This is a genomic window from Acinetobacter sp. GN11 (genome assembly GCF_054823985.1).
In genome coordinates this window covers 1-13,856 of sequence record NZ_JRVL01000151.1, presented here as the reverse complement: position 1 = coordinate 13,856, position 13,856 = coordinate 1, and the positions used below count along the sequence as shown (strand labels likewise).

Annotated in this window: 9 protein-coding genes and 1 pseudogene; 4 read left to right on the top strand and 6 right to left on the bottom strand. The window is 39.0% G+C overall.

Annotation, left to right across the window (positions count from 1 at the left end; translation table 11 throughout):
- Nucleotides 1–461 precede the first annotated feature (461 nt).
- Complete coding sequence (locus NL42_RS13550) at nt 462–1,433, bottom strand: quinone oxidoreductase family protein (protein ID WP_461313124.1); 972 nt, start codon at nt 1,431–1,433, stop codon at nt 462–464.
- Nucleotides 1,434–1,683: 250 nt separating this feature from the next.
- Between NL42_RS13550 and NL42_RS13545 the strand changes: the two are divergent.
- Nucleotides 1,684–1,815, top strand: a pseudogene (locus tag NL42_RS13545) (YqaJ viral recombinase family protein); the annotation flags it as partial.
- Nucleotides 1,816–1,938: 123 nt separating this feature from the next.
- Here the strand turns inward: NL42_RS13545 and NL42_RS13540 are convergent.
- Nucleotides 1,939–2,490: a TetR/AcrR family transcriptional regulator gene (locus NL42_RS13540; protein WP_461313123.1), complete on the bottom strand. Its 552-nt coding sequence runs from the start codon at nt 2,488–2,490 to the stop codon at nt 1,939–1,941.
- A 168-nt stretch (nt 2,491–2,658) separates the two neighbouring features.
- On the opposite strand from NL42_RS13540, the gene NL42_RS13535 reads away from it, so the two are divergent.
- From NL42_RS13535 to NL42_RS13525, 3 genes are read left to right on the top strand one after another with little or no spacing between them, the layout of a single operon-like run.
- Nucleotides 2,659–3,834, top strand: coding sequence for an efflux RND transporter periplasmic adaptor subunit (locus tag NL42_RS13535; protein WP_461313122.1), 1,176 nt, complete (start codon nt 2,659–2,661; stop codon nt 3,832–3,834).
- A complete protein-coding gene (locus NL42_RS13530) occupies nt 3,831–6,971 on the top strand; it encodes a multidrug efflux RND transporter permease subunit (RefSeq protein ID WP_461313121.1) in 3,141 nt (1,046 codons plus the stop codon). The genes NL42_RS13535 and NL42_RS13530 overlap by 4 nt, the downstream gene beginning before the upstream one ends.
- Nucleotides 6,972–6,983: 12 nt before the next feature.
- Entirely contained in the window at nt 6,984–7,580 is a 597-nt protein-coding gene (locus tag NL42_RS13525) for an NAD(P)H-dependent oxidoreductase (protein WP_461313120.1), read from the top strand.
- Nucleotides 7,581–8,712: 1,132 nt separating this feature from the next.
- On the opposite strand, the gene NL42_RS13520 is transcribed toward NL42_RS13525, so the two are convergent.
- The 4 genes from NL42_RS13520 to NL42_RS13505 all read right to left on the bottom strand — a co-directional run bounded on the left by NL42_RS13520 (nt 8,713) and on the right by NL42_RS13505 (nt 13,792).
- Nucleotides 8,713–9,645, bottom strand: coding sequence for a nucleoside recognition family protein (locus NL42_RS13520; RefSeq protein ID WP_461313119.1), 933 nt, complete (start codon nt 9,643–9,645; stop codon nt 8,713–8,715).
- Nucleotides 9,646–9,992: 347 nt separating this feature from the next.
- Nucleotides 9,993–11,495: a CoA-acylating methylmalonate-semialdehyde dehydrogenase gene (locus NL42_RS13515; RefSeq protein WP_461313118.1), complete on the bottom strand. Its 1,503-nt coding sequence runs from the start codon at nt 11,493–11,495 to the stop codon at nt 9,993–9,995.
- A gap of 11 nt (nt 11,496–11,506) precedes the next feature.
- On the bottom strand, nt 11,507–12,394 hold the full coding sequence (mmsB, locus tag NL42_RS13510; RefSeq protein ID WP_461313117.1) for a 3-hydroxyisobutyrate dehydrogenase: 888 nt from the start codon (nt 12,392–12,394) through the stop codon (nt 11,507–11,509).
- A gap of 51 nt (nt 12,395–12,445) precedes the next feature.
- Entirely contained in the window at nt 12,446–13,792 is a 1,347-nt protein-coding gene (locus tag NL42_RS13505; protein ID WP_461313116.1) for an MFS transporter, read from the bottom strand.
- Between the last annotated feature and the right edge of the window lie 64 nt (nt 13,793–13,856).

Here is a 13,856-nt window from a genome sequence, read left to right as displayed (position 1 = left end):
TATTGAAACTTTTCTCTGTACAGGTGATTATCTTTGCATAAAAATGCACCTGATGCCTAGTATGAAAGTATGTTTTTTAACTTCTATGTTTATTTGTTTAAGTACAGTTGCATAAATAAATCCTATGCGTAAAGCATAGGATTTATTATTTTTATGATACAGCAGCAAAAATTATGAAGACATTCGCATGGTGGTTATAGTTCTAGTATTATTTCACTGATTTATAGGCAAATAAATATTGGTAATATTTTTGAAACAATAGTTAACGTGCTTCTCAAAAGGAGAATCAAGTTACTTCTACTAGTTAAATTATTAAATGACTTCGATTGCAGCACACGTAAAATGCTCATCTATATATTTTACGTGCGCGGGCTTAGATTGTTGAAAGATTATTATGCCCATAGATGTTTGAGCCTACCATTAAGTTTTATTGTTGTTACTGATGATAAATATTAATTCAATTAGGGCTTTAGTAGTATTGCACCGTTTGATCGCCCAGATTGTAATGCTTCATGCGCTTCGCGTACTTCGGACAATAAGTAGGTTTTCCAAACAGATGGTTTCAAAACTTTCTTTCGCACTGCTTCAAATACTGCTTCGCCACGCGCTTTATATTCGTCTGGATCTGAAGCATAGGCAACGAGGCTAGGGCGAGTTAGATATAGAGATTTCTTATTTATTTCTCTGATGTCAATTGGATCAGGTAACCCAGATATTGCACCGATGGAAACTAGCGTACCTCTCGTACGTAAACAAGCTAATGACGTATCGAAAGAGATTTTGCCAATACCATCATAAACTACATCAACCATTTTCCCTTCAGTAATTTTTGAAACTTGATTGGGTAATTTATCTTTATCCCATACAAGGATAAAGTCACAACCAACTTGTTGTGCAATAGGAATACTTTTCTCACTTGAGACTACTCCAATAACTACTGCACCTAGTTGTTTTGCCCATATAGCCATTGTTTGACCCAACGCGCCTGCAACACCATACATTAGAATGACCGTACCAGATTTTACTTCATATGTAGAGTGAAGCAGGTAGTGTGCAGTAAGGCCTTTTAGAGTAATAGCAGCCGCATCATCATAACTTACCCATTCAGGCAACTTAAGTAGACGGTCTGCATTTATAATTCGCTCACTGGCATAGCTACCTAATTCTCCAAGAGCATAAGCAATTCGATCCCCAGGGGAGAAATTTTTAACATCTGATCCTACTTCAAGAATGATGCCAGCACCTTCAATCCCCATACCGCTAGGAAGATTAATAGGTACAGAACCATCACGATGTTGGATATCAAGATAGTTAACCCCAATTGCTTTATGTTCGATTAACACTTCATCTTTTTTTGGCTTTCCAAGTTCAGTTTCACACAGCTGCAAAACTTCAGTACCGCCATTACTTTCTATAATCACTTTAGTTGACATATTTTTACATCCTTAAATCACCAATTATTTATCTTGGATTTACAATAGATATCGGACAAGTTACACAGTTCTTTAAATGCACTAAATAAATTGAAGCAATTTCTTTATATTAAAAATCAGTAAAAAATTCTCTATAAAGATAGTGAAATTAGATTGCTAGGTATCTTGAATTAAGAGTGGGTATTCATTAATGGAAGCTAAACACACATCTATCAGTTTAGTAGTCAAAGCTTAATAAAAATATAGCACCTTGACTACAACTGATCTTTCAGAGAATGAACAGGCTAATCAAAATTTTGAACAGCTGATTCAAACACTTAACAAATCTGAGAAACATCAAGAGAAATCTGATCTACTCAAACATCAACTGCAAATAAAGATTTAGGTAATGGAATAAGTGACTTATTAAAGCAGGCTCAGTAACATTGAAAAAATTCAAAGCTTGGTCTGGTTTAGTCAATATCAGGAGAATAGCTTTCTGAACTCACTAAAGCCAATACCAATGTTATTTTCTAACTAACATTCCTGATAGAAATAGATTCTCAATAGTTGATGAAAGCTTTGTTCGAGCCACACGCCCGCGTCGCTCGCCATCGACCAAACCGACTATGAGCCAACATAATGCTTCGTTCAACGCCTCTGCACTGACGTCAACACGGAAGTGGCCTGTCTGCTGACCACGTAAAAAGAAATCATCAATCTGCTTCTGATGCATTGCCCATGCAGTTGAAAGGTCTGGATCACTTTCGGCTTGTGCATCCCAATATTGGGAAATAAATCCTACCAATTCCTTATTAATGAGGTAGCTGTTTATCAATCGCTTGACTGCATCTTCTACAGCACCTTCCTCCAGATGCGCCTGAGCCAAACTTTCATTCAGTCTGTTGGTGGCATGTCGCAAAATACGAAGAATTAACTCATCTCGGGTGCTACAGAATCGAAACAATGTTGCACGGCTTACTCCAATATTGGTAGCAAGTTCTTGATAAGTGCTTCGTGGATGCTGAACTAGTGCTACCGCAAGCGCTGCAAATACCTGATCTTCATTCAAATTCATTCGTTAAATTCTCCTTAGTTCGAGTGGGGGAGCTAAAGGATTATTCGGCCTCATAGGAAACTATCCTAGCTCAAATCATCTAAGAATATATCAAAAATATTGATGTATCATAATTTGAGACTGTATAGTATCATTTGATATTATAAGGTATCAGATCGAGAATTTTTTGTGAACGTTTTCAGAATTATTGTGATGTTCTGTCTTGTCACAGTCATTGCCGCGTGTGGTAAGACCGAACTAGGAGAAAAAGATACCCTAAGCGACGATCATGCAAGCTTAAGCACTAAAACGCCGACTATCGATGTGCTGCTACTTCAGCCTCAACGACTTGTCAAAGCACAAGAGCTTCCAGGTCGTATTCAGCCGATTCGAACCGCCCAAGTACGTGCAAGAGTATCGGGTATAGTGAAGCGTCGTCTCTTTGAGGAGGGATCCAAAGTTCGTGCTGGCCAACCGCTGTATAAAATTGAAACAGCTTCTTATGAGGTTGCGCTTGAGCGAGCTGAGGCTGCAATTCAAAGTGCACGAGTGATGGTTATAGATGCGGAGGCTACTGTTGTTCGTTACAGTTCTTTGGTCACTATTGGTGCTGTGAGTAAACAGGACATGTTAAGGGCGCAGACGGCATTAGGTTCTGCTAAAGCAGGCCTTGCCTTGGCTAAAGCCGAAGCAAAGCAATCGAAACTTGATCTTAATTACGCCACTGTACGTGCGCCTATTGATGGTTACATAGGTCGGTCGCTGATTACTGAAGGTCAGTTGGTCGGGAAAGATGAAGCCACAGTTTTGGCTACCATTCAACAGATTGATACTGTCTATGCGGACGTTACTCAGTCTATTTCAGATGTAATGAAACTGCGTGGCGAAAGAGCACTTAATAAAAGCTCTAACAACGCAGAGCATTCAACTCACCGTATTACGGCCCGTATCGAAGGCACAAGTACAACGCGTGAGGGACATCTACTGTTCTCAGAAGTGTCAGTTGATCCAGGCAGTGGCAAGGTAACCCTTCGAGGTCAATTCCCCAACCAAGATGGTATGCTGTTGCCAGGTATGTATGTCCGAATTTCGATGGATAATGACATCTTGCATGAAGGTTTGGCGATCCCCCAACGAGCCATACGTTTTGGTGCTCAGGGTGTTGCCACAGCTCGAATTGTGAATGCAGAAAGTAAGGTGGAGGAGCGATCTATTGAGACTGGTGAGATGTACGGTAATCTTTGGCATATAACCAAAGGACTTTTTCCTGGCGATAGAGTAATTATTGACGGGTTTAATGTTGAGATTGGTCAGACTGTCAAGGTCGGCAAGTCTACTGTGACATCGGAGGTCAAGGGTATATGATATCGAAATTTTTCATTTATAGGCCGAAGTTTGCTTGGGTCGTAGCGATCTTCATTTTGCTTGCAGGTCTATTAGCTATCCCTAATTTACCAGTTGCTCAATTCCCTAATGTTGCTCCTCCGCAAATTCTTATTACGGCTAACTATCCAGGTGCTTCGGCTCAAACAATCACTGACACTGTGACTACAGTAATCGAGGAAGAACTGGCTAGCGCTAAGAACTTACTTTATTTTTCATCTAATAATTCTAACAATGTGGTAGAAATTACAGTTACTTTCGAGCCTGGCACAGATCCGGATTTGGCCCAAGTTGATGTTCAGAACCGTCTGAAAAATGCTGAATCACGATTACCCGATTCGGTACGTCAGCTTGGCTTAGTTGTGGAACAAGCGAATGCCGGTTTTCTGATGTTTTATGGTCTGACTTTTAAGGATGATGCATTATCTCAAAATACCGTCGAATTAGCGGATTATGCAGTCAGAAACATTAACAATGAAATTCGCCGAATACCAGGTGTGGGTAAACTACAGTTCTACAGTTCAGATCCATCAATGAGAGTATGGCTTGATCCACAGAAAATGGTTGGATATGGAATTTCAATTGATCAAGTAAATCAAGCCATTCGTGATCAGAATGTTCAAATTCCTGGCGGTGCCTTCGGTGCACGGCCAATCGATGTTGGTCAAGAATTAACTGCTTCATTACTCATTCAGGGGATGAAACGTGATCCAAAAGAATTTGGGGATATTATTGTTCGCTCCAATCGCGACGGTTCAACCGTACATTTATCTGACATTGCACGCACTGAAGTTGATCTGCAGAGTTTTGCCTATGAGTCACGGATAGGCGGTAGGCCAGCAGTAACTGGTGCAATACAGCTCTCTCCAGGAGCAAATTCGCTAGAAACCTCCGCAGCTATTAAGGCAAAAATGGAAGAGCTTAGCAAAGCATTCCCTGAACATATCAACTATGTTCTAGCCTATGATACCTCGCTATTTGTAAAAGTGGCGATGAAAAAAGTGGTTCTCACCTTGGTTGAGGCGGTGGTACTCGTTTTTTTAGTGATGTTATTATTCCTGCAGAACTTTAGATACACTTTAGTACCTACTATTGTTGTGCCAATATGCCTACTAGGTACATTCGCTGTAATGTACGTGATTGGTTTTTCTATTAACATGATGACTATGTTCGGCATGGTATTGGCAATTGGTATATTAGTGGACGATGCTATTGTGGTCGTCGAGAACGTTGAGCGCATCATGGCTGAGGAAGGTTTATCGCCTGTTGATGCAACGGTCAAAGCCATGAGTCAGGTAGGTGGGGCGATTGTCGGTATCACATTGGTTCTTGCTGCGGTGTTTCTGCCTTTAGCCTTCATGTCTGGATCAGTAGGCATTATTTATAAGCAATTTGCCCTCACCTTAGCAGTTTCTATCCTTTTCTCTGGCTTTCTTGCTTTAACGTTGACTCCAGCGCTATGTGCCACACTACTTAAACCGATTTCCAAAGGTCATCATCATGAAAAAAAAGGCTTTTTTGGATGGTTTAATCGAAACTTAGCTCGCCTAACAGAACGCTTTGACTTGCTTAATCAAAAGCTTATCAAGCGGGCTGGTCGTGGTATGTTAGTTTACGCAGCACTCATTGTCCTCCTATTCGTAACCTATGGTCGAGTCCCAGAGGCATTTGTGCCTCAGGAAGATCAAGGCTATAACCTTGTGGATATACTGCTACCACCAGGTGCAACTTATACTCGTTCCGAAAAGTTAACAGCAGAGGTCGAACAGTATTTAGCTGGGCGTGATGCAATTGACGAAGTCATCAGTCTGGTGGGCTGGAGCTACTCGGGTACTGGAGAGAATACTGCAACGATCTTTCCTTCTTTCAAACATTGGTCTGAACGCAGCTCAGATCAGTCCGTAGATAAAGAGACTGATTTACTGAACAATGCGTTCGCTTTAAACAAAACGGGCCGTGTTCTTGGCATTAATCCACCACCCATTGAGGGTCTGGGTAATGCGGGTGGATTCGCCCTTCGACTTCAAGATCGTGGCGGAATAGGTTATGAAGCTCTGAGCAAAGCCAAGGATGAGCTGCTTGAGAAAGCTGCAAATTCTCCGAAGATTGCATATGCGATGGTTGAGGGTTTACCGGATGCACCACAGCTAGTTGTTACCATTGATAGATCTAAAGCTGAGGCAATGGGGGTGCGATTCGATAGTATCCGTAATACGGTAGCCACAGCATTTGGCTCGGAAGTGGTAGGTGACTACATCAATAATGGACGATTGCAAAGAGTGGTGGTTCAGTCCCAAGGTGCCCGCAGAACTAATCCTAAAGAAATTCTAGAGCTCAATGTAGCAAATGAAGACGGCGAACTGGTGCCTTTGAGTTCTTTCGCTAGTGTTGGATGGCAGAGTGGTCCGTCACAGGTGACTCGCTACAATGGCTACTTGGCCTTCTCTATCAATGGTGATGCTGCTCAGGGCTATACTAGTGGCGAGGCAATGACCGAGATTGAGATGTTAGTAAGTCAGTTGCCACGTGGTATAGGTTATGAGTGGACTGGTCTTTCTTACCAGCAAATCCAGGCTGGGTCCCAAGTACCAATTTTGTTATCGCTATCTATTTTAGCCGTTTTTCTGCTCCTAGTCGCATTGTATGAGAGCTGGTCGATTCCATTATCAGTCATGTTGATCGTGCCAATCGGTGCTCTGGGTTCGGTCCTAGCAATAATGCTTGTGAACTTGATTCCCAGCTCAACTACGATAGCGAATGACGTGTATTTCAAGGTGGGCTTAGTAACCATCATAGGTCTATCTGCGAAGAATGCTATTTTGATTATAGAGTTTGCTAAGACAATGTTAACGGATGGCATAACCTTAGATGAGGCTGCTACTGAAGCTGCTAGATTACGCTTCCGCCCAATTATAATGACCTCAATGGCCTTTATTCTAGGCGTGGTTCCTTTGTTGGTAGCCACAGGGGCCGGCGGTGCAAGCCAACGTTCACTCGGTACAGGGGTTTTTGGTGGAATGATTACTGCTACTATTCTAGGGGTGCTATTCGTTCCAATCTTCTTTAAGTTTGTTATGAGGCTTGTTGCGAAGTTATCAAAAGTTAATCACAATCCTTAAAAGGAAATCATAATGCATACGCTACTTGTTGTAACACATCCTAACCCTGATTCACTGACTCATAGTCTCGCGGGTACGATCATCGACTCTTTATCTAATTCGAATGAAAAAAATACGATAGATTTTTTGGACCTTTATGCAGAGGGTTTTAATCCATTGTTCTCTGAACAAGATATGGCCGCTGCGCGTCAGCAAGCTAATTTACCTTCTGATGTTATTACCTTGCAAAAGCGTATTGATGCTGCTCAATGTTTAGTTTTAGTTTTTCCAGTTCACTGGTGGGGGATGCCTGCTATGCTCAAGGGGTGGGTGGATCGTGTATTCACCAATGGCTGGGCATATGAATGGACACTTGAGAACGGAACGCTTAAGAAATTAAAAGGTTTAAAGGTTCACGTATTTTGTATTGGGGCCTCTAAATCTGAGACTTATATGCAGCGGGGTTATGAGGCAGCAATAAAGAAGACCATTGGTGAGGGGATGTTTAATTATGTTGGGGCATCTGTTGAGTCTTTCCAAGTGTTAGGTGATTCCGAATCTCCTGAGTGTCGCGTAGAAATCATAGAAAAAGCTCATAAGCTTGCTCAATTGATTAGTGGTGATCAATAAGTTATATAGATTGTATTAAGCAAAATACCCGTACTCTAGCTGTGTTTTGAAGTAGAGATTTAGATGATTTTCTTTCCATGGATATTTACAGCGTTGAGTACTTAATAAAATGGACCTTGAGTCCATCAAACCAAGAGTTCAATCTGAGTTTAGGAGTATGAGAATATAAAGCATGAGCTTATACAAGTACTTTTAAGTAAAGCTAAGAGTATAGAATTTCGGTGCATTTTAGTTAATCAATTGGGTACAGATTACATATTTTTTATTGATAGAATAATGAGAAGTTAAACATAATTTCGAATAGCTAATGATTGATTTAGATAGAAGTAGAATTAATGAGCTAGTCACTTTATTGGCAATTGTACATGAAAAACGTTAAGTTTTTAGGAGGGGTTATAACTATATCAAGCAGTTATCATGAAAATGGTTGCTGCGCTTAAAACAAGGTTGGGCGTTCGTCTAATTGAAAGAGTTACGTTTTTGAGGTTATTGTAGATGTATGTAAAGTTCAAGAGTATTTTACGCTTGCCTTTCTAGGTTCCCTGGGGAGGGCCTTGGTAATCACTCCTTATTTCAGAGTTATGTCTAAATATCTAAACCTAAGTGTAGAAGTGCATTATAGCGATCACTATATTGATCTAGTAAGTTATGAATCGATGTAGCCACTCATATTGCGGTGCTTAATGACAATTCAGCTATCACTATCGAGTATTCGGTACATCTCACCAATAATTAAATAAGTTAGGAATACCATTAAATCCTAATGATTTAGCAGAATATTATTGACTTATGTTTTCAGCTTTTAGTTCAGTTCCTGAATGAATAATAATTAATGGTTGAAGATACTGGGTCGATAATTATTTATAGACCTTTTGTTATCCAGTAATAGCCTTTCGTTATTAAATGCGGCTAGGCAAGGAGTGGGGATACTTGGTGCTGGTTCATGGTAAAATACTTTAAACATCAGTCATTAGTTCCAATTATTACCTGAATGTTCATTTGACACATCAGGAGGAATTTTTGTTCGCCCTTCTACTATATTCATACCAATTCGTACACAAGAATTTATTGAATGGATAGTTGAAAATTTAACCATAGAGTCCTATGGGACTCTATATAGTTTATTTATTTTCTAGAAAAATAATCCAAGTATAGCTCGAATGGTAATTCCAGCGATTGCACCAAATATGGCAGGTATTAAGACCTTGCTCATTCGAGGGCCAGCAGATAACAAAATTGCTAATCCTGCTACATCAAAAGGATGTAACAAGAAACCTGCGCTACTTGTATTTAGGAAGGCATCAATATTTGTAGTTTCTTTCGACAAATCATGTATTAATCCGACTAGAGCGGTACTTCCTGCAAGATATTTAGTTAAAGTTAGAAGAATAATCTGTGGATTGATACCAAAAAATTCTAATACAGGAGTAATAAGAATCTCTAAATAGTTTATAGCACCAGAGTTTTGAAGAATTAAGACTACTAGTAATGAAATTAATAACATTGGAATGATATTTATTACAATTCGAATTGCCTCAGCCCCACTGGCATTGATTATTTTTAGGAGACTAGAATGTTTTTGAATTTCTTTTTCATAATGAGATATTTGAATTCCAGTATTTGATAATTTTCTACCAAAAAACCAATAAGTAGTCGAACTAGCGACTAGTCCACCAATAATAGAAATAATTAAAACAGACGTCAAATTAAGACCATAAATCGTTAATGGAAATAGCGCATTTGCTGGTGCCATAGCTAATACAGCAGCGAAGGTGGCAGCAAGATTACGATCAGAAACACCTCTATCTTGCATGAGAGCTAAGGTGGGTAACGGAGCAACAAAACTGATAAAACTAATTTGAAACATTGCTAGCACCCCAAGACCATTGAGTCCAAAAGGTTTGATATATGGTTGGGTGAAAGTTATAAAACGATCTAGAAGATTTGTAACCTCTAATATTCGTACCAAAATCATCATCACTACCATAATAGGCAGTAACGTATAAAGTACGACTTCCACGGCACTATGACCAGCCTGAAGAATAAGGTTGATAAAAGTTTCCATAATAAACTCAATAATTCACAATCTTTATTAATCAGAAAGTGAATAAATTCTAGAAATTTAGCTATCTCATTTTAATGACATGTTGCACAATTTCAATGAAAGATAACCCGTATCAAAAGTTTCGGTGTATTTTTTAAAACGGTCTTTATTTAGTTGATTAAACCTAAATATAAAATCCCGAATAAACTTTCAACTTTTGAGATGTATTTACAACTCAAATTTTGAAAATATTGATTAATGTAAAATTTATATTTTACAATTATCAACCTTTTGATAAAAATAAGGCTTGTCGCCTCAATTATAGGTGTATAAATGAGGTGACAATGATCAATAAAAAACAAAGCTAATTATGTGATTTTAAAGGCTAAGGAAATTTCCTTATCAATTTCATTAGCTTCTGGCCATTTTTGTGATATGGTTTTCAGCTTTGTATAAAAACGTGCTGCATCAGGGCCATATAAGTGTGACTCACCAAATTTAGAACGACGTAATCCACCAAAGTTAAAATAACTAACAGGTAATGGTACTGGAACGTTTACACCAATCATTCCAGACTCAACTTCCATAAAAAAACGATTTGCAGTTTTACCATCGCGTGTAAAAATCACGGAACCATTACCAAATTCATGGCTATTAGTTACTGCAATAGCTTCATCTAATGTATTGACTCGTAGAATACCTCGTGCTGGCCCAAATACCTCTTTTTTGTAAAAATCCATATCAGTAGAAATATGATCAAATAGTGTTGGGCCAATGTAATATCCATTTTTATAATCAGGATGTTCAAAACCTCGGCCATCCAAGACTAATTCTGCTCCATCTGCAATACAATCATCAATTACTTTCAAAATAGATTGCTGAGATTGTGCCGAAATTACTGCACCAAAATCAGCAGTTGGATCATTGTAAGCACCAACTTTTAACGCTTTTGTTTTTTCAAGAATTAATGCGCGTAAACTGTTAGCAGTTTCTGCACCAACTGGTACGAGAAGTGAGACAGCCATACAACGTTGACTAGCAGAACCGAAACCTGCAGATACAAAAGCATTTGCAGCTGCTTCCAAATCAGCATCAGGCATAACAACCATATGATTTTTACCTCCAGTGAATGAGGCAACACGTTTATTATGAGCTGTCCCTTTTTGGTATACATACTCACCAATTGGAGTTGAACCAACAAAACTAATTGCAGCAATAGATGGATGTTCCAAAATTGCATCTACTGCAACTTTATTTCCTTGGACTACATTAAATACATCATCAGGAAGCCCAGCTTCTTTCCATAAGTCTGCAAAGAATAATGCTGCTGACGGCACTTTTTCTGAGGGTTTCCATACAATACTATTACCAACTGATACAGCCATAGCCATCATGACTGCAGGAATCATGATCGGAAAATTGAAAGGGGTAATGCATCCAACAACGCCTACAGGAACACGAAGTGAAAATACATCAATTTCACCTGCAACATTTCTAGAATATTCACCTTTAGTAACTAGAGGTGCATTACAAGCAAATTCGATACCTTCAATTGCTCGACCAATTTCACCTTTTGCATCAGGAATAGTTTTACCGTGTTCACGCCCTATAATTTCTGCAAGTTCATCAGTCTTAGCGATCATTAATTCGCGAAGTTTAAATAAAACTTGTAATCTTGCAGCATGTGAGGCTTTTGCCCACTTCTTAGCATTATTAGATGTAGCAGCCGTTACTGCTTGATCTACTATATCGTTATCTGCATATGCACAACGGGCAATCTCTTCACCTGTAGATGGGTTAAAAACAGGGCCAGAACTTCCAGAAGCTGAAATGTGTTGTCCAGCAATATAGTGTCCGATAATGTTTGTCATGTTCATTTCCCTTATGAGGTTTGTGAAATAAAATTAAAAATGCTACTAAAATCCGTTTTACCATTCCCATTTTGGCTATGAGAGCTATAAATGTTTTTTGCAAGTTCGCCCATCAAAACTGTGGCATTTACTTCAGAGGCAGCAGCAATAGAAAGCCCTAGATCTTTGAGCATTAAGTCGGTCATAAACCCTGCAACGTAGTTATTAGAAGATGGAACATTTTCCAAAACATTTGGGACCGGATTGTATTTTTCAACACACCAATTTCCCCCAGTACTATTTTGGATAATATCTGAAATGATTTTTGGGTCTAACCCATGTTGGATTGCTACGTTCAAAGCTTCACTTGTGCCGATCATATTGATTGCTAAAAGCATGTTGTTACAAGCTTTAGCAATTTGCCCTGCGCCGTGGTTGCCTGCATGGAAAATTTTCTTTCCCATTTTTTCTAGGATAGGTTTTGCTTTTTCAAACTGTTGCTCACTACCTCCGACCATGAAGGTTAATGTTCCAGCTTTAGCTGCTAAAATACCACCTGAAACAGGTGCATCAACAATATCTATACCTTTAAACTCTGCAGCAATAGCAATCTCACGACTGACTGATGCAGCAATTGAAGAACAATCAATTATGAGTGTCTTAGGGGGTAAAATTCCTAAGAGACCGTCTGAACCGAAAAACAAACTTTTTATGCTTTCAGAGTTTGGAAGCATCGTTACTACCACATCAGCATTTTGCGCACTTTGCTGTAAGTTCTCAGAAACTTTTCCTCCATAGTTCTTAAGTTTTACTAAAGCTTCTTGAGTTAGATCAGAACCTGTCACTGTAAACTGAGCTTCTATCAAGTTTTTAGCCATAGGAAGTCCCATATTTCCGAGGCCAATAAAGGAAATATTCATATCAATACCTGGTTTTGAATGTTGCTGATTTAGAGAGTTTCTTATCAAAAGTTATTTAATGTAAGTGTTACTAATTTTTTTGAGTATAAGTTTCTCACTCGATAATATCTTTACATCGCGCTTCATAAAGAAGGTACAGAAAATTGCAACAACAGCCATACCACCTATATAGAAAGTAATGAGATTAGGACTGCCATTACCAATACTTAGTAGTTTAGTCGCAATTAACGGTGCGATACCTCCTCCGAGGACACCTGCAAACTGTACTGAAATTGAAATACCGCTATAACGAATTTCAGGAGGGAATTCTCTTGCGAAAAGTTGTGATTGTGGTGCATACATGATTGGGAATACAAAACCAATTGCCAGTACTATTGCAGTCCAAACTAATACAGGGTCCTTGGTATTAAGCATAATAAAGAATGGATAACAATATAGTGCAAGTAAGAACAAACCAAACATAAACATATTGCGCTGACCAACTTTATCAGATAAATAGCCACACAATGGTGTCATGATCATAATAAAGAATGCACCACAAATAGTTGCAAATAAAATGTCAGAACGAGGGATACCCAATTGCGTCGTTGTATATGCAAGTGCAAATGTTGACGCGATATAAAACCATGCATTCTCTGCAGCACGGGCAATAATGATTGTTATCAACTGACGTGGATGTTTCTTAAATACTTGTAGTGCAGGGACTTTAATTTCTTTAGCTTGGCCTTTAACTTTTTCGAAATCAGGAGACTCTGGCACTTTGGTACGTATATACCAGCCAACTGCTAATAATAGAATACTTGCCAAGAAGGGGAGTCTCCATCCCCAGCTAAATAGTGCTTCTTCTGGTAAAAGTGAAACTGCACCTAAAGCTAGAGATGCAAGCATTAAACCGCCCCCGGAACTAGCCTGAGGAAGACTTCCCCAAAAACCTTTTCTACCTTCAGGCGCATGCTCAACAGCCATGAGTACAGCTCCCCCCCATTCACCGCCCATTGCCATCCCTTGCACAAAACGAAGTATAACGAGACAGACTGTAGCCCAGTAACCAATGTGTTCATAGGTAGGTAATAATCCAATTAGCACTGTTGGTATACCCATCATCACTAAGGTGAGTAATAGCATTGATTTACGACCAATTTTGTCACCAAAATGACCAAAAACAATGCCTCCAAGTGGTCGACCAATAAAACCAACTGCATAAGTTGCAAATGCAGCTAATACTCCTGTTAATGGATCAAGATTTGGAAAAAATAACTTGTTAAATATAAGTGCTGCAGCAGCTCCATAGATAAAAAAATCGTACCATTCAATAGTTGTACCAACCATACTAGAAATACCAGCCAATCGGTGTGAAGACTTTCCTTTTTGAGAGGTTAATCCTTGTATCTTATCCATAATACACCTCATTAAATTTTTAAAAATCTATCTTAGAATCATAAATATAAGTTGATCCTAATTT